Source organism: Pseudonocardia sp. TRM90224 (assembly GCF_021245725.1).
GTDB lineage: Bacteria > Actinomycetota > Actinomycetes > Mycobacteriales > Pseudonocardiaceae > Pseudonocardia.
The window spans coordinates 1-15,507 of the sequence record NZ_JAJGSX010000045.1 but is presented as its reverse complement, the minus strand read 5'-3'; the positions used below and the strand labels follow the sequence as shown (position 1 = coordinate 15,507).

17 protein-coding genes are annotated in these 15,507 nt (G+C 72.5%); 5 read left to right on the top strand and 12 right to left on the bottom strand.

The genetic code is table 11. The annotated features are described in order from the left end of the window. Window positions 1–3: 3 nt before the first annotated feature. Window positions 4–876, bottom strand: coding sequence for an SDR family NAD(P)-dependent oxidoreductase (locus tag LL648_RS36730; protein ID WP_232667449.1), 873 nt, complete (start codon window positions 874–876; stop codon window positions 4–6). Window positions 877–964: 88 nt separating this feature from the next. Between LL648_RS36730 and LL648_RS36725 the strand changes: the two genes are divergently transcribed. Next, window positions 965–1,753: an AraC family transcriptional regulator gene (locus tag LL648_RS36725; protein WP_232667504.1), complete on the top strand. Its 789-nt coding sequence runs from the start codon at window positions 965–967 to the stop codon at window positions 1,751–1,753. A gap of 43 nt (window positions 1,754–1,796) precedes the next feature. Here LL648_RS36725 and LL648_RS36720 read toward each other — a convergent pair whose 3' ends face one another. The 6 genes from LL648_RS36720 to LL648_RS36695 all read right to left on the bottom strand — a co-directional run bounded on the left by LL648_RS36720 (window position 1,797) and on the right by LL648_RS36695 (window position 6,821). Then, window positions 1,797–2,618 carry a formylglycine-generating enzyme family protein gene (locus LL648_RS36720; RefSeq protein ID WP_232667448.1) on the bottom strand — a complete coding sequence of 274 codons (822 nt, stop codon included), beginning with the start codon at window positions 2,616–2,618 and terminating at the stop codon, window positions 1,797–1,799. After that, window positions 2,615–3,535, bottom strand: a complete 921-nt coding sequence (locus tag LL648_RS36715; RefSeq protein ID WP_308190443.1) for an ABC transporter permease — start codon at window positions 3,533–3,535, stop codon at window positions 2,615–2,617. Before LL648_RS36715 ends, LL648_RS36720 begins: the two co-directional genes overlap by 4 nt. Beyond that, entirely contained in the window at window positions 3,532–4,272 is a 741-nt protein-coding gene (locus LL648_RS44610) for a CBS domain-containing protein (protein ID WP_308190442.1), read from the bottom strand. Before LL648_RS44610 ends, LL648_RS36715 begins: the two co-directional genes overlap by 4 nt. Then, the gene (locus LL648_RS44605; RefSeq protein WP_255687281.1) at window positions 4,218–4,754 is read right to left on the bottom strand and encodes an ATP-binding cassette domain-containing protein; all 537 of its coding nucleotides are present in this window, start codon (window positions 4,752–4,754) and stop codon (window positions 4,218–4,220) included. Before LL648_RS44605 ends, LL648_RS44610 begins: the two co-directional genes overlap by 55 nt. Window positions 4,755–4,759: 5 nt before the next feature. Then, window positions 4,760–5,728 (bottom strand): ABC transporter substrate-binding protein, encoded by a 969-nt coding sequence (locus LL648_RS36700; RefSeq protein ID WP_232667447.1) that lies wholly within the window; start codon window positions 5,726–5,728, stop codon window positions 4,760–4,762. 181 nt (window positions 5,729–5,909) lie between these two features. After that, window positions 5,910–6,821 (bottom strand): LysR family transcriptional regulator, encoded by a 912-nt coding sequence (locus LL648_RS36695; protein ID WP_232667446.1) that lies wholly within the window; start codon window positions 6,819–6,821, stop codon window positions 5,910–5,912. 195 nt (window positions 6,822–7,016) lie between these two features. Here LL648_RS36695 and LL648_RS36690 point away from each other — a divergent pair, with 195 nt between their 5' ends. Genes LL648_RS36690 through LL648_RS36680 form a run of 3 tightly spaced genes read left to right on the top strand, consistent with a single transcriptional unit; the run spans window position 7,017 to window position 10,085 of the window. Beyond that, a complete protein-coding gene (locus tag LL648_RS36690; protein ID WP_232667445.1) occupies window positions 7,017–9,377 on the top strand; it encodes an arylsulfatase in 2,361 nt (786 codons plus the stop codon). 10 nt (window positions 9,378–9,387) lie between these two features. Beyond that, complete coding sequence (locus LL648_RS36685; RefSeq protein WP_232667444.1) at window positions 9,388–9,744, top strand: YidH family protein; 357 nt, start codon at window positions 9,388–9,390, stop codon at window positions 9,742–9,744. Continuing rightward, entirely contained in the window at window positions 9,741–10,085 is a 345-nt protein-coding gene (locus LL648_RS36680) for a DUF202 domain-containing protein (RefSeq protein ID WP_232667443.1), read from the top strand. The genes LL648_RS36685 and LL648_RS36680 overlap by 4 nt, the downstream gene beginning before the upstream one ends. Here the strand turns inward: LL648_RS36680 and LL648_RS36675 are convergent. Beyond that, complete coding sequence (locus tag LL648_RS36675) at window positions 10,033–10,755, bottom strand: TetR/AcrR family transcriptional regulator (RefSeq protein ID WP_255687280.1); 723 nt, start codon at window positions 10,753–10,755, stop codon at window positions 10,033–10,035. The genes LL648_RS36680 and LL648_RS36675 overlap by 53 nt on opposite strands. A 59-nt stretch (window positions 10,756–10,814) precedes the next feature. Between LL648_RS36675 and LL648_RS36665 the strand changes: the two genes are divergently transcribed. Continuing rightward, window positions 10,815–11,510 carry an alpha/beta fold hydrolase gene (locus tag LL648_RS36665; protein ID WP_232667442.1) on the top strand — a complete coding sequence of 232 codons (696 nt, stop codon included), beginning with the start codon at window positions 10,815–10,817 and terminating at the stop codon, window positions 11,508–11,510. 66 nt (window positions 11,511–11,576) lie between these two features. Here LL648_RS36665 and LL648_RS36660 read toward each other — a convergent pair whose 3' ends face one another. From LL648_RS36660 to LL648_RS36645, 4 genes are all read right to left on the bottom strand, one after another. Continuing rightward, window positions 11,577–12,281 carry an alpha/beta fold hydrolase gene (locus tag LL648_RS36660; RefSeq protein WP_232667441.1) on the bottom strand — a complete coding sequence of 235 codons (705 nt, stop codon included), beginning with the start codon at window positions 12,279–12,281 and terminating at the stop codon, window positions 11,577–11,579. Window positions 12,282–12,306: 25 nt separating this feature from the next. Continuing rightward, a complete protein-coding gene (locus LL648_RS36655) occupies window positions 12,307–13,128 on the bottom strand; it encodes an endonuclease/exonuclease/phosphatase family protein (protein ID WP_232667440.1) in 822 nt (273 codons plus the stop codon). Window positions 13,129–13,146: 18 nt separating this feature from the next. Then, window positions 13,147–14,346 carry a cytochrome P450 gene (locus LL648_RS36650; RefSeq protein ID WP_232667439.1) on the bottom strand — a complete coding sequence of 400 codons (1,200 nt, stop codon included), beginning with the start codon at window positions 14,344–14,346 and terminating at the stop codon, window positions 13,147–13,149. A gap of 88 nt (window positions 14,347–14,434) precedes the next feature. Beyond that, complete coding sequence (locus tag LL648_RS36645) at window positions 14,435–15,247, bottom strand: AfsR/SARP family transcriptional regulator (protein ID WP_232667438.1); 813 nt, start codon at window positions 15,245–15,247, stop codon at window positions 14,435–14,437. Window positions 15,248–15,507 lie beyond the last annotated feature (260 nt).

Genomic DNA, 15,507 nt, shown 5'->3' with positions numbered 1-15,507 from the left:
GTTTCACACGACCAGAATGTCGTTGTCGACGGTTTCGCCGGCCGCCCAGATCCCGCTCGGTGCGGTGCGGGCGACCCAGTCGGCGAAGGAGCCGGCCGGGCGGCCGAGCAGGCGCTCGACGTCGTCGGTCGGGACCGCGAAACTCCCGTCGCGCATCACGGCGAAGAGGCCGGAAAGCGGGTCCACCCAGTCGTCGAGGCCGGCAGCCCGCAACTCATCGACGTACTCGTCGGGCGTGAGGTCCTGGTAGCTGATCGACCGGCCGGCGGCCGCCGCGATCGCGGCCACGGCGTCGGCGAAGGTCAGCGCGGTCGGGCCGGACAGCTCGTAGACCCGACCGGCGTGCCCGTCCGCCGTCAGCAGCCGGGCGGCGACGGCGGCGAGGTCGTCGAGGTCGACGAACGGCTCGGGCACCCCGGCCGAGGGCAGCGCGAGCCGACCGTCGAGGATCGGCTGGAACCAGAGGTCCTCCGTGAAGTTCTGCATGAAGTTGGTCGCGCGCACGATCGTCCACGCCGGGCCGGCTCTCCGGACCGCCTCCTCCGCCACTGCCATGGCGTGCCCGAACCGGTCGCGCCACGCTTCCGGCCCGCCGCGGCCGGAGAGCAGCACAACCCGCTCGACGCCCGCCTCGGCCACCGCGGCCAGGAACGGTCGCAGCGGGGCGGGGTCGTCCGGCGCGACCAGGTAGAGGGCGCCGACGCCGTCGGTGACAGCGGGCCAGGTCGCTGGCGCCGCCCAGTCGAACCGCACCTCGCCGTTGCGGGACGCGACACGTACGTCGCGTCCTTCCGCGCGCAGCAGCGCGGCGACGCGGCGGCCCGATTTGCCGGTTCCGGCCAGCACGGTGATCGGGCTGCTGATCTCTCGTTCCATGCCGGCAAGTCAACGTCTCGCAGTGGCGGGCAGCCATGGTCGCGCGTCCGCGAGGCATGTGCCCGCGTCTACGCTGGAACGGGTGTCGATGCTGGAGGCCTTGCTCCGCGGGATCCGGAGCCACGAGGGCACGCTGCAAGCCGTTCGGCTCGGGCCCGGCGAGGAGGTTTCCGTGCCCGTGACGGCGCCGCTGGTGCTGTGCGCCGTGGTGTCCGGTGGCGCGACGGCGGTGGGTGCCTCGATGCGCCCGGGGAGCGTCGCGATCCTGCAGCCCGGCCCCGCGCTCGTCGTGCGCGCGGCCGACTCCGGCGCGTCGCTCCTGGTGTGCGGCTACCGGGCGTGGGACGGCGGGATCCGGCTCACCAGCGCGCTACCGGCGGTGGCGATGGTCGACGCCGACGACCCCGACTGCGTCACGCTCCTGGAGCTGCTCAGCCGGCAGATCTGCGCCACCGGGCCGGGTGTCGTCGTGCAGGACCGCCTCCTCGACTGGCTGCTCACCTGCACGCTGCACGCCTGGTTCACCGAGGGCGGCCCCGACCGGCCGGCCTGGTTCGCCGCGCTGTCCGACCCGGTAGTGGGTCCCGCACTCGCCGCCATGCACGCCGACCCGGCGCGCCGCTGGACCGTCGAGGAGCTGGCCGCGCGCGGCGGCTCCGGCCGCGCGGCGTTCGCCCGCCGCTTCCGCGAGACGGTCGGCTGCGGACCGCTGGCCTACCTGCGGGACTGGCGGATGACACTGGCCGCCGAGTACCTCGCCGACCCCGACCTGACCGTCGGCGCCGTCGCCCACCGCGTCGGGTACGCCGACGCCTTCACGTTCAGCACGGCCTTCAAACGCGAGCGCGGGATGGCACCGAGCGCGGCGCGCGCCTAGCCGGAGTTGGCCGTCGACAACGACGTTTTGGCTGTTGTGAGCGCTAACAAACAGCCAGAACGTCGTTGTCGACGCTTGGGCCGGCGACCCTGAACCCAACATTGCCGGCGGTGCTGTCGGGGGTGCTGGCCATCCGGGCGGCGCAGCGGTAGCGCTCGCAGTAGGACTCATGACACAGGTAGGAGCCACCGCGCAGCGCCCGCTCGCCGGGCCGGGCGGGGCCGAACCGGTCGGCGGTCCATTCCCACACGTTGCCGGTCATGTCGTGCAGGCCGAAGCCGTTGGGCGGGTAGATGCCCACCGCCGAGGTACCGGTCCACCCTTCGGAGCCGCCGGCGCGGCGCGGGAACGGACCCTCGAAGGCGTTCATGAGGCGGCGGCCGTCCGGCGTCAGCTCGTCGCCCCACGGGAACCGCTTCTGCACCAGCCCACCGCGGGCCGCGAACTCCCACTCCGCCTCACCGGGCAGCCGGGTGCCCGACCAGCTGCAATAGGCACGCGCGTCGATCCACGAGACGTGCACGACGGGGTGGTCGCCGCGGTCCTCGACCGTCGAGCCAGGGCCCTCCGGCCGGTCCCACCGGGCCCCAGGCACCTGCCGCCACCACGGTGCCTCCGCAACTCCGCGGGTCGGCGGGAAGGCGTCCGGGAGCAGGCCGGCGAAGACGAACGACCAGCCCTCCCGCTCGGCCGTGGTGCCGTACCCGGTGGCCTCGACGAACGCCGCGAACTCGGCGTTGGTAGCCGGGTGCGCCGCGATGGCGAACGGCGCCACCGTCTGCGGGCGGACCGGACCCTCGCCGTCGAGCGGGCCGGCGCCGTCGTCCGAGCCCATCAGGAACGTCCCGCCGGGCAGCTCGATCACGCAGCGACTTCCTCGGCGGCCGGTCCGGCAGCCACCTCGACGGACCGACGGCTCGGCACCCGACGACCCGGCGCCCGACGGCGCAGCCGGATCCCGTGCTCCCCGAACGCCGCGGTGAGGCGGTCCAGGTAGATGGCCACGATGACGACCGCGAGGCCGCCCTCGAACCCCTTCCCGATGTCGAGTGTGGTCACGGCCTGCACGACGACCGAGCCCAGTCCCCCGCCGCCGACCATGCCGGCGATCACGACCATCGACAGCGCCAGCATGATCACCTGGTTGACCCCGGCCATGATCGACGGCATCGCCAGCGGCAGTTGCACGTCCCGCAGCACCTGCCGGGGTCGGGAGCCGAACGCCACCGCCGCCTCGACGACCTCCTTGTCGACCTGCCGGATCCCCAGCTCGGTCAGCCGGACCGCCGGCGGGATGGCGAAGACCGTCGTCGCCACGACCCCGGGAACGACCCCGATGCCGAAGAAGAACACCGCGGGCAGCAGGTAGACGAACACCGGCAGGGTCTGCATGAAGTCCAGCGCCGGCCGGAGGACCGTCCGCACCCTGTCGACCTGCGCGGCCGCGATGCCGAGCGGCACACCGACCAGCACGGCGATCACCGACGCGAGCAGCACGACGGCGAGCGACTGCATCGTCGCGTCCCACATCTGCATCGAGACGATGAGCAGGAACCCGACCGCCGCGAGCACCGGCGGCAGCCAGCGGCGGGTCGCGAGCGCGGTCAACCCGACCAGCACCGCGATCACCACCAGCTGGTGCGGCAGCACGAGCGCCAGGTAGATCGCGTTGACCAGGGCCAGGATCAGCGCCGCGAGGCCGTCGAAGAACGCGCTGCCGTAGGTGCGCAGGAAGTCGACGACGACCTCCACCCAGGAACCGATCGGGATGTCGATCATCATGCGTCCTCTTCGGAACGGGCCAGCGACGTCAGGATCGCCGCTCGCGGCACCACACCCAGCAGCCGGCCGTCGCCGTCCACCACGGCCACCGGCACGTCGTGCCGCCCGGCGAGGTGGCAGAACTCGACGAGCGGCGCATCGGCCGCCACCGACTCGAACTCCTGCGTGACGCAGGCGCCGATGTCCTGGTCGCCGCGGCGTGCGGCCTCCGCGAGCAGGCCGTCGCGGGCGACGCCCTGCAGCCGCCCGGCAGCGTCGATCACGTACAACCCGTTCATCTCGGCGTTGCCGAGCACCCGCAGCACGTCGACGGGCTTCTCGTCGGGCCGGGCCGTGAGCAGCGGCGGGCGCAGCAACGAGCCCGCGGTGAGCACCCTGGAGCGGTCGACATCGGCGACGAAGTTGCTGACGTAGTCGTCGGCGGGGTCGGAGAGGATCTCCTCACCGGTGCCGGTCTGCACGACCTTGCCGTCCTTCATCACCATGATGCGGTGCCCGATCCGCATGGCCTCGTTGAGGTCGTGCGTGACGAAGACGATCGTCCGCTGGTCCTCGGCCTGCAGCTTGAGCAGCAGCTCCTGCATGTCGCGCTTGATCAGCGGGTCGAGCGCGCTGAACGGCTCGTCCATCAGCAGGATCGGGGCGTCGGTAGCCAGCGCACGGGCCAGCCCGACCCGTTGCTTCATGCCGCCGGAGAGCTCGTGCGGGCCGGCGTCGCCGCGGTCCCCGAGCCCCACCCGCTCCAGCGCCCGATCGGCCGCGGCGTGGCGCTCCGCCGTCGGGATCCCGCGGACCTGCAGCCGTAGGCGGCGTTCTCCCGGACGCTGCGGTGCGGGAAGAGCGCGAAGTGCTGGAAGACCATGCTCATCGTGCGGTTGCGCAGGTCGCGCAGGCCGTCGTCGTCCATGGCGAGCACGTCGTGCCCGTCCACCGCCAGCTCGCCGCCCGTCGGCTCGACCAGCCGGTTGATCATGCGCAGGACCGTCGACTTGCCCGAGCCGGAGAGCCCCATGATCACGAAGAGTTCGCCGCGCTCGACGCTGAAGTCGACGGCGTCGGCGCCGAGGAAGCCGCCCGCCTCCTGCACCGCCGCCCGCGGGTCGGGGGCCCGCAGCAGCGGCGCGGCCTGCCGCTGGGCGAGCCCGTAGGCCTTGCTGAGCCCGCGGGCTTCGATGATGGTGTCTGCCACCCGGCCGGTCATGCCGGTCATGCCGGTCATGCCGGTCACCCGCCCGCCGTCGCCAGCACGACCTTCGCCGCCGGCTCGCCGCCCCGCGACGTCACCCCGTCCAGCCATGCCGTGACCTGGTCGGGATGCGCCTTCATCCATTCCTGCGCGACGGTCGCCGCGGGCTTGCCGTCCTTGTCGACCTGGCGGATGAAGTCCGACGCCGTCGTGGTGTCGACCTTGATCTGCGAGATGAACCGGGCGAGGTTGGGGTCGTCCTTCGCGAGGCCGGCGCGGGTCAGCGAGCGGACCTGCCCGGCACCGGCCCAGACCTTCTGCGGGTCGTCGAGGAAGTGCAGGTCGTACTCGGTGGTCATCCAGTGCGGGCTCCACCCGAGGAAGACGATCGGCTGGTCGGTCGCCGCCCGCCGGGAGACCTCGGCGAGCATCGCCTCGGTGCTGCTCGCGACCAGCTCCCAGTCGCCCAGCCCGTAGGCGTCCTTCGCGATGGCCTGGCTGATCGTCTCGTTGCCGGGAGCGCCCGGCTCGATCCCGTAGATCTTGCGGCCGAACGCGTCCGCGTGCTGGTCGAGGTCGGCGAGCGAGCGCACACCGAGCCCGGTCGCGACGTAACCGGGCACCGCGGGCGCGTACTCGGTGCCTTCGAGCACCGTGCCGACGACGGTGACCGCCCCGGAGTCGATGTGCTTGGTGAACACCGCCTCCTGGCTCGGCCACCAGTTCCCGAGGTAGGCATCAGCGCGACCGGTGGCAAGCGCCTCGGCGGCCAGCGGGACGGCGACCTCCTGCGTGCTGGCTGTATAACCCAGCTTGTTCAGCACCTGCATGGCGAGCTCGGTCTCCACGACCAGGTCGGCCCACGGCTGCTGGACGAACCGGACGGCGTTCTCGCCGCCGCCAGCGGCGCCGCCGAAGCCGGTCGGCTGGGCCCCGCTGCAGCCGCTGACGAGCATCAAGGCGGCTGCGACGGCGCAGGCCACGGTCCCGAGGAGTTTCCTCGACATCGCTTGCGCTCCCATCCCACGACGAGTGGATCACGGCGCGGACCACGACCGGTCGGCGCGCTCGGCAAATGACCGTCAATCGGATTTTCGTTTGCCGAGACGATCCTCACAATCAGATGACGCGTCAACGAAATCCGGCACCCATTCCAGAGCGAATACCTACTGCACCCATAGAGCGTTGCTATGGGCGATCGTCGGCCGTCGCTGTGGCATCACCACCGGTTGCCGCGATCACCATGCCGACGAAGGCGCGGCCGGCCGGGGAGAGCTGCTCGCGCCGCCACAGCAGCTGCACGCGGCGCACGACGGGCGGGTCGAGCGTCGCGACCCGCGCGCCCTGGCGGGCCGCGCCCTCCGCCATCGCGCGGGGCAGCAGCGTCGCCCCCGCTCCGGCCAGCACGAGTGGGATGAGCGCGGCCCGGTGCGGCGTCTCGACGGCCACCCGCAGCGGCACGCCCGCGCCGGCGAGCGCCGACTCCAGCAGCGCCCGGCTCGACGTGCCCGGCGGGGCGACGATGAGGTCGAGCGCGGCCACCTCCGCGATCGGCACCGAGCCTTCGGTGCCGATGTCCGACTCGGGCGGCAGGACCACCAGCATCTGCTGCGCGGGCAGCTCATAGGTCCGCAGATCCTCGACCGATATCGAGAAATCGGTGAGTCCCAGTTCGGAATGCCCACTGCGGACGCGCTCGGCGACCGCGGCGGCGTACTCCGGATCGTCGATCCCGACGGCAACGGCGGGGTAGGCCATCCGGAACGCCCCGACCAGCCCGGCCAGCGGGTGCACGGCCAGGGTCGTGTGGGCCACGATGTCGAGCCGCCCCGCCGCCACGTCGCTGACCTTCTGCACGGAGGCGCGAGCGATGGCGAAGTCCCGCATCACCTGCTGAGCGGGTTTGACCAGGGCCTCGCCGGCCGCGGTGAGGGCGACCCCGCGGCTGAGCCGGTGGAACAGGATCGCGCCGACCTCACGCTCGATCGCCTTGATCGCGTACGAGAGCGACGGCTGCGCCACCCGCAGCGCCGACGCCGCACTGGTGAAGCTGCCGTGCGCGGCGACCGCGAGGAAGTACTCCAGCTGCCGACGATCCACGGCTCCTCCTCCTCCTTCGCCCGCACCGGCGACACCCTCCCATAGAAGCGGTCTATCGGGGAGATCGAAAGCCGGTCTCGGAGCGGCCTCCCATCTCGTTGACCCCGCTTCGACCACCGTGTGATCCTGCATTCAATTCGGATGCTCATTTCTTGCGGATCCGGCGTTTTTCCGGCGCCGGGAGAGGGCGTCAGCATGAGCGGTTTCACCGCAGGGCGGCACATCCTGCCCGAGCCGGAACGAGCGCAGAACGTCGTGACGTCGGTCGGCATCGGCGACCAGACGACGCCGTTCGAGCCGGTCCGTCCCATCGAGCCGCCCGCAGGCGCGCCCAACGTCGTGATCGTGGTGATGGACGACCTCGGCTTCGGGACGTCCAGCTCGTACGGCGGGCCGTGCCTGATGCCGGCCGCCGACCGGCTGGCCGAGGGCGGGCTGCGCTACACCCGCTTCCACGTCACCGCGCTGTGCTCACCCACCCGGCAAGCCATGCTGACCGGGCGCAACCACCATTCCGTCGGAATGGGCGGCACCACCGAGATGGCGACGTCCGCGCCGGGGTACAACGGTTTCCGGCCGCGCAGCGCGGCGACCCTCGCGCAGATCCTGCAAGGCAACGGCTACAGCACAGCCGCATTCGGGAAATGGCACCAGACCCCGCCGCGGGAGATCAGCGCCGTCGGCCCGTTCGAACGCTGGCCCACAGGTGAGGGTTTCGACCATTTCTACGGGTTCATGGGCGCGGAGATGAACCACTGGTACCCGCTGCTGTACGAGGGCACGACGCCGGTCGAGCCGGACCGGCGGCCCGAGGACGGCTACCACCTCTCGGAGGATCTCGCCGACCGCGCCATCGACTGGGTGCGCACCCAGCGCACGCTCACCCCCGACCGCCCGTTCTTCACCTATCTCGCCTTCGGCGCCTCGCACGCCCCGCTGCACGTGGCCCCCGAATGGCAGCGGAAGTACCGCGGCAGCTTCGACCACGGCTGGGACCGGCAGCGCGAGCTGACCCTCGCGCGCCAGAAGGAGCTCGGGGTCGTGCCCGACACCGCCGAGCTAGCACCCTGGGCGGACGGCGTGCCGCACTGGGCCGAGCTGAGCGAGAACCAGCGCGCGCTCGCCGTCCGATTCATGGAGACGTTCGCCGGGTTCACCGAACACGCCGACGCGCAGGTCGGCCGGTTCGTCGACGCCCTCGCCGAGCTGGGCGAGCTGGACAACACGCTGTTCGTCTACCTGCTCGGTGACAACGGCGCCTCCGGTGAGGGCGGCATCGAGGGCACCGTCGTGGAGCACCGGCTCGGCCACGGGATCGTCGACGACCCGGACGAGATGATCACCCAGCTCGACGCCATCGGCGACCCCAGCACCTACCCGATCGCGCCGGCCGGCTGGGCGCTGGCGCTCAACACGCCGTACCAGTGGACGAAGCAGGTCGCCTCGCACTTCGGCGGCACCCGCGACGGGCTGATCGTGCACTGGCCGCAGCAGGTCGCCGACCGCGGCGGGCTGCGGCACCAGTTCCACCACGTCATCGACGTCCTGCCGACCGTGCTGGACTGCGTCGGAGTCCCGCAGCCGACGAGCGTCAACGGGGTGGTCCAGCAGCCGGTCGAGGGCACGAGCATGCGCTACACGTTCGACGCACCGGGCGCGGCGGACCGGCGGCGCACGCAGTACTTCGAGATGTGCGGCAACCGCGGGATCTACCACGAGAACTGGATGGCGGTCACCCGCCACGGCACGCCCTGGGAGATGGTCCCGACGGAGGGGCGGCCGTTCTCCGCCGACGTCTGGGAGCTGTACGACCTCGAAGCCGACTGGACGCAGGCGCACGACCTGGCATGGAAGGAGCCGGAGCGGCTGCGGGCGTTGCAGGAGCTGTTCCTCATCGAGGCGGCGAAGCACAAGGTGTTCCCGCTCGACGACCGCGTGACCGAGCGCGAGAACCCCACGCTGGCCGGGCGCGTCGACCTGATCGGCGCGCGGCGGTCGGTGACCTACCGCGGCAGGATGCGCCGGTTCACCGAGGAGACCACGCCGAACGTCAAGAACCGGTCGCACAGCATCGTCGCCGACATCGAGATCCCCACCGATGTCTCCGGCGTGATCATCTCGCAGGGCGGGCGCTTCGGCGGGTGGTCGTTGTACTGCGCGGACGGGCACGCCTGCTACGCCTACAACTTCTTCGGGCTGCGGGTGTACCGGGTCCGTACCCGCGCGGCGCTCCCGCCGGGTCGCCACGAGATCCGGATGGACTTCCAGTACGACGGCGGCGGGGTCGGCAAGGGCGGCGCGGTCGTGCTGACGGTCGACGGCGAGAAGCAGGCCGAGGGGCGGGTCGAGCAGACCATCCCCTACTACTTCTCGTTCGACGAGACGCTCGACGTCGGCGTCGACCTCGGCACCCCGGTCGTCGACGACTACCCGGTGATCGACAACGAGTTCCGCGGCACCGTCCACACCGTCAGGGTCGACCTAGGGGACGGCGCGACAGACGGCGCAGCGGGCGGTGACGGCGGGCTGCACCGGCGGGTCATGACGTCCCAATGATGACGGCACAGTGAGCCGCTTCCCGCAGCGGGTCTTCCTGGAGGGCGCCGAGCCTGACCCGCGGTTCACGCTCGCCAACGAGCGCACGTTCCTGGCCTGGATCCGCACGGCGCTCGCCCTGATCGCCGGCGGTGTGGCGCTCGAAGCGCTCGCCATCCCGCTGCGCCCGGAGCTGCGCCTCGCGGCGGCGGTCGTGCTGCTCATGCTGGGGCTGGCCGTGCCGCCGTTCGCCTGGTTCGGGTGGTGCGCCGCCGAGCGGGCGCTGCGCCGCACCGAGCCGCTGCCCGCCACCCGGCTCGGCCTGGTGCTCGCGGCGGGCGTCGGCATCGTCGCCGTGCTCGTCGTCGTCGGGATGCTGGTGCCGTGACCGTGACCGGGCGCGGCGCCCTGTTCGACCCGGGGCTGCAGCCGGAGCGCACCTGGCTGGCGTGGCGCCGGACGCTGCTGGCGCTCGCCGTCGGGGCGCTCGTGGCGCTGCGGCTCCTCCCGCCCGTGCTCGGGACGCCGGCGTTCTGGATGTCGCTGGTCGGACTGCTGCTGTGCGGCGCCCTCTGGGTGCTCGCGGGCCGGCGGGCGGCGACGGGACGCCGGGCGCTGCTCGCGGGCCCGCTCCCACTCCCCGGCGGCGGGCTGCTCTTCGCCGTCGCCGCTCTCGTCACGGCTGCGGGGGCGCTCGGTCTGGTGTGGGTGGTGGGTTCGGCTCACTGAACGGCGTCAGGCGCGCCGCCTCCGCCTCGATCCCGGCCAGCACGAGCTCCAGCCCGTAGTGCTCGTCAGGGCCGTCGCAGCCGCTGAGCGCAACGGCGGCCTCGACAACGCGCGGGAACTCGTCGATCGGCAGGGCGGAGAGCCGATCCCGGACCCGGTCGGGATCGCCGTCCCCGTCGACGAACTGCGCTCGGACAGCGACGAGCGCGGTCGTCATCCGGGCCGCTCGGCGGGCGATGCGGGTGGCGTCGGTCGGCGAGAACCCGGCTCGGCGGAGCACCGCCAGCATCCGCTCGGTCAGGCGGAGTGCCGCATCGGACAGGTTGTTCCGCGTCCAGACGAGCGGCGCCACCGAGGGATGCGCGCGAAGGACGGTGCACTGCGCGTCGAGCAACGCGGCCAGCTGCTGTCGCCACGGCCCGGCGGGGACGGTCTCCACGGGACCCGCGATCGCCAGCATCTCGGTGAGCAGCCCGTCCGCCATCGCATCGAGCAGCTCTTCCTTGCTCGCGAAGTGCCAGTAGAGCGCCATGGGGGTGACGTCGAGCTCGTGCGCCAGCCTGCGGATCGTCACGGCGCCCAGGCCCTCGGCGTCGGCGAGCATCAGCGCGCGATCGACGACGGCGGCGGGCGTGAGGAGGTCCTGGCCGTTCCGCGTACGCGGCTTCATACCTGTACAGCGTACGGGAGGACCGTGCTACGTTTCCTATACGTCGTACAGGAGGGCGGATGGCTGCTCGGACGGTCGTTCTCGTGCACGGGTTCGGATCAAGCGCGCGGGCGTGGGCACCGCAGATCGCCGGCCTCCGGCACCGCTTCGCCGTCACGGCGCCGGACCTGCCGGGGCACGGCGGCGCGCCGGCGCCGTTCACGTTGGCGCGGGCCGTCGCCACCGTCCACGGCGTGATCGAGAGCGCCGAGCGGCCGGTGCACCTGATCGGGATCTCCGGCGGGGCCGCCGTGGCGCTGCTGGCATGCCTCGACGCGCCCGCCGGAGTGGCCGGCATGATGCTGTCGGGCGGTGTCGCCACGCCGCCGCGGACCCTGCCGATCCATCGAGCGATGACCCGGCTCGCGCCGCAGGCGGCGCTCGAACGGGCGCTGCGCGACGTCTACTCCGGGGGTCGGCCGGAGCACGTCGAGACAGCGGTCGAGGACCTCCGCCGCTGCGGCAAGGCGACCCTGCTCGCCGCGCTGCGCGAGGTGGCAGCCCTGGACCTGCGCGATCGGCTGGCGCAGGTCGCGGTGCCGGCGCTGGTCGTCTGCGGCAGCGCCGACCGGACGAACCTCGCCTCGTCCAGAGTCATCGCTGCCGGTGTGCCCGGCGCCGAACTGCGCATCATCCCCGGCGCCAACCACCTCTGGAACCTGCAGCAGCCCGAGCTGTTCAACCGGACGACCGCCGAGTTCGTCGAGGCGACGTGAACCCGCTCTGCCGTGACCGGACGCGCCTTGTTCGGCCCGCGGGTGGGGTCGTCGGGCTGGACCGCGTCAGACGGCAGGTTGCGCCGCTTCGAGCAGTACGGTCGCGAGCTCCGCCGGCTGCGAGAACATCGGCCAGTGCCCGGTCGCCATTTCGACGAGCCGCCAGGACCCGCTCTTCAGGAGCGCCGCGACGGCGTCGTCCGGATCCGGTCCGGCGAGCCGGCAGAGGACGTAGGTCGCGGGGAGCTCGCCGAGCGGCCGCTCCAGCCGAGCGGGCTCGGTCAACGTCGAACCCGGATGCGGCGTCGAGCCCGCGAGGATCCGGGCGACCTGCGCATCCGAGAGGCCGTGACCGTCGTAGTGTGATGCGGGCACGAGCGGCCAGAATCCTCCATTCTCGGCGATCGAGGCGGTCACCGCCGCACCGCCGTCGGGCCAAGCAGCGACGAACGCCGCACCGTCGGCCGGCACGCTGGAGTCGACGAAGACCACATGGGCGAGCCGGTCGCCGATCCGTTCCGCGGCCTGACCCACCGGGATCCCCGCGTAGCTGTGCCCCACCAGTACGATGTCGCGCAGGTCCAGCCGCTCGACCTCGTCGAGGACGTCCTGCACGTGCAGCTGCTGCCCCACCGGAGCACCCCGCTTCTCGGCGAGGCCGGACAGCGTCAACGGGTGCACCCCGTGCCCGGCCCCACGCAGGTGCGGCACCACCTCGTCCCACGCCCAGGCCCCCAACCGAGCGCCCGCAACCAGGACGAAGTTCGCCATGGCCGCACCGTAACGAAGCCCGCCCTCAGCGCACCGCCCAGGTGATGTCGCAGACGACCGCGCGGTGGTCCGACGGGTCGAGCCCGTCGACGGGATCACCGGCCACCGCCGCGCGCTCCACCCGGACCCGCTGATCGGGGGATCCCGGCCGGTAGAACACGTGGTCGATCCGCTGGTCGATCAGCTCGCTCGCCTCGACGGGGGCGAACGGATGGGTCGAGCTCAACGTCACCGCGTCCGGGTCGCCGCCGCCGGCGGTCCAGGCGTCGACCAGCTGCGCGTGCAGTGGCGCGAGCACCGGGCTGGTCGAGGCCGCGTTCAGGTCACCGGCCACGACCACCGGCGCGGGCCCGTCCAGCCGTTCGTCGGCCGCGAGCGCGGCGAGCGCCTCCGCCTGCGCCACCCGATCGATCTGGAACTGCGGCTCCCACTCCAAGCACGCGACGACGACGTGCAGCGGGCCGGCCGGATGGGCGACGGTCGCCAGCATCGCAACCGGTGCCGGGTCCCGGAACCGCGCCGGCATCACCACCGACCGGCAGCCGCTGATCGGCCACCGGCTCAGCAGCCCGAGCCCGACGTCGATCCCCTGCTGGTCGGCGCGCTCCGGCGGGTCCGGCGGGGGCGGCAGGCCCGGCGCGACGAACGCCGCGTGCCGCCCGAGCTGGGCCGCGAGCCGGTCGACCTGCGTCGTCCCACCGCTCCCCCAGACCTCCTGCAGCGCGACGACGTCGGCGTCGAGCATCCGCAACGTGGCCGCGATGGCGGGCTGCCGCGCCGCCCAGTCCGGCCCGAACCGCCACCACAGGTTCCACGTAGCCACCCGTAGCCGCGCGCCGACATCCATGCCACGGACGTACCCGTTTCACGCCTCCCACGTGACAGGCACCCGCACCGGCCCGCGGATCGACAACGGCGGCCGCCACTGGATCTCGTGGTGCGGCACGGCGAGCCGCAGGCCGGGCAGGCGACCGTAGAGCGCGGTGAAGGCGACCTGCGCCTCCAGCCGGGCGAGCGGGGCGCCGAAGCAGAAGTGGATGCCGTGGCCGAACCCGAGGTGCGCGTGGTCGACGCGGGTGATGTCGAACCGCTCCGGCTCGGGGAACCGCGCCTCGTCGAAGTTCGCCGAGCCCGCAACCGCCATCACCGCCTCACCGCGACGCACGAGGGTGCCGGCGATCCGGACGTCCTCCAACGCGACCCGCAGCAACGAGGTGTCGGTCGGGCCGTCGAAACGCAGGACCTCCTCGACGGCCGAGGCGACCAGCTCCGGGTGCCGCTCGAGCAGTTCGAGCTGCTCGGGGTGCCGATCGAGCAGGATCGCGCCGGTGCCGATGAGGCTGACCGTCGTCTCGTGGCCGGCGAGCAGCATCTGCGTGGTCAGGTCGACCAGCTCGTCCTCGGCGAGCCGGTCGTCGTCGTCGCGGGCCTGCACGAGCGCGGTGAGCACGTCGTCGCGCGGGTGCTCGCGCTTCTCCGCGATCAGCGCGCGCATGTCGGCGCCGCCCTGGCGCTGCGCCTCCACGACCTCCTCCGGGGTGTGCAGCATCGGCGTGACGATCGTCGTCGACCACGCGCTGAACCGCTCGCGCTGCTCGAACGGGACGCCGAGCAGCTCGCAGATCACCGCGGTCGGCAACGGGAAGGCGAATGCGGCGAGCAGGTCGGTCGGCGGGCCCGTGCGGATCATGTCGTCGATCAGGTCGGCGGTGATCTGCTCGATCCGACCGCGCATCCCCGCGATCCGCCGCGCTGTGAACGCCTTCGCCACCAGCCGGCGGATGCGGGTGTGGTCGGGCGGGTCGAGGTTGAGGATGCTGCGCTCGCCCGTCGCGAAGTCGCCGGGCTGGATCACGCACGGCGCACCCTCGTAGAGCAGGTTGCGGCTGAAGCGCGGGTCGGACAGGACCGACCGCACGTCGTCGTAGCGGGTGACGAGCCAGGCGTCGTGCCCGCTCGGCAAGCGGGTCGGACACACGGGCGCGGCGCGGCGCAGCTCGGAGTACAGCGGACCGTTCGGGACCGAGGGGTGCGGTTTGGGCGGCGGGTAGGACGGCAAGGTCATCGCTGCTCTTCTCGCTCGACGTCGCCTACATATCAGGACGCTCCTAGCTCGAGCGTTGGTGCGCCGGGCCTGATACCGAGGGCTGCGATCAGGCCACGGACTGCGGGTGCAGCGTCGGATCGTGGCGCAGGATGCGACATTCGAGCTGCGAGGTGCCCGGCGCCGGGTCGAGACCCGCGACGTCGACGAGCGCCTTCCGCAGTGTCCTGAGCGAGCCGAGCGCGTCCGCCTGCCGCCCTGCGCAGTACAGGGCGTGCGCGAGGAGCGTGTGCACCCGCTCGTTGAGGGGGTGGACCGCGGCGAGACCCGCCAGCTCGTTGATGATCATTTCGGCGGCGCCGAGGCTGAGCAGCGCCGTGAGCCGGTGCACGGTCAGTTCGAGGTGGCGTTCGTCGAGCGACCGCGCCTCGGCCGCCGCGAACGGGACGTGCCGGAGGTCCTGGAGCGCGTACCCGCGCCACTGCCCGAGCACGGTCGTCGCGATGTCCAGCACCTCCGCGGGCCGGCCGGCCCGCACCGCGTCCCCGATCCGCATGGTCGCCAGGCTCGCCGCAAGCCGATCCGGCACCTGACCGCCCTGGAGCCGGTAGCCACCCGATGTGTGTTCGAGCAGCGTCGCCCACGGCCCGAGCGCTTGGCGCAGGCGGGAGATGTTCACCCGGAGCCGGCGCCGCGCCGCACCGGAATCCCCCTCCGGCCACAGGTCCGCGGTCAGGAGGGACTCGTGGACGGCTCGGCCGCCGGCGAGCGCGAGCCGAACCAGCAGTGCGCGCTCGAGCGGCCTGCGCAGCACCACGTCCTGCCCGTCGACGGAGATCCGGGTCGGCCCGAGGACGAGCACATCCATCTGGGCCACCGCCGCCCGGTCGATTACCGCACCCAGGCCCTGTTCCACGATCATGACCATCGTTGTAACCGGCCCGCCCGCGACGCACATGGCGATGACTACTCAGCGGGGATACTCAACTCCGGCCCAGCCCCGCCCTCGGCGTACCGGTGGGCAGGATGCGCGTGCAACGCGCAGGGTGCCAGGAAAGCCACTCTCCTGGCACTCCCCGCCAGCCCGCAGGCAGGCCCGGGAGGTTCAGGAAAGTCCGCCATGGCCCTCTGGGCCGCTACGAGGGATGAGAATCCGTGGGGGCGCGGCTCGCGGAACGGCCG

What these genes read in the sequence shown, in the direction of transcription:
- LL648_RS36645 (WP_232667438.1), bottom strand. Translation starts at nt 15,247, where the DNA reads ATGATCGTGGAACAGGGCCTGGGTGCGGTAATCGACCGGGCGGCGGTG.
- LL648_RS36660 (WP_232667441.1), bottom strand. Translation starts at nt 12,281, where the DNA reads ATGGCGAACTTCGTCCTGGTTGCGGGCGCTCGGTTGGGGGCCTGGGCG.
- LL648_RS36715 (WP_308190443.1), bottom strand. Translation starts at nt 3,535, where the DNA reads ATGATGATCGACATCCCGATCGGTTCCTGGGTGGAGGTCGTCGTCGAC.
- LL648_RS44605 (WP_255687281.1), bottom strand. Translation starts at nt 4,754, where the DNA reads ATGACCGGCATGACCGGCATGACCGGCCGGGTGGCAGACACCATCATC.
- LL648_RS36730 (WP_232667449.1), bottom strand. Translation starts at nt 876, where the DNA reads ATGGAACGAGAGATCAGCAGCCCGATCACCGTGCTGGCCGGAACCGGC.
- LL648_RS36655 (WP_232667440.1), bottom strand. Translation starts at nt 13,128, where the DNA reads ATGGATGTCGGCGCGCGGCTACGGGTGGCTACGTGGAACCTGTGGTGG.
- LL648_RS36690 (WP_232667445.1), top strand. Translation starts at nt 7,017, where the DNA reads ATGAGCGGTTTCACCGCAGGGCGGCACATCCTGCCCGAGCCGGAACGA.
- LL648_RS36700 (WP_232667447.1), bottom strand. Translation starts at nt 5,728, where the DNA reads ATGTCGAGGAAACTCCTCGGGACCGTGGCCTGCGCCGTCGCAGCCGCC.
- LL648_RS36650 (WP_232667439.1), bottom strand. Translation starts at nt 14,346, where the DNA reads ATGACCTTGCCGTCCTACCCGCCGCCCAAACCGCACCCCTCGGTCCCG.
- LL648_RS36665 (WP_232667442.1), top strand. Translation starts at nt 10,815, where the DNA reads ATGGCTGCTCGGACGGTCGTTCTCGTGCACGGGTTCGGATCAAGCGCG.
- LL648_RS36725 (WP_232667504.1), top strand. Translation starts at nt 965, where the DNA reads ATGCTGGAGGCCTTGCTCCGCGGGATCCGGAGCCACGAGGGCACGCTG.
- LL648_RS36675 (WP_255687280.1), bottom strand. Translation starts at nt 10,755, where the DNA reads ATGAAGCCGCGTACGCGGAACGGCCAGGACCTCCTCACGCCCGCCGCC.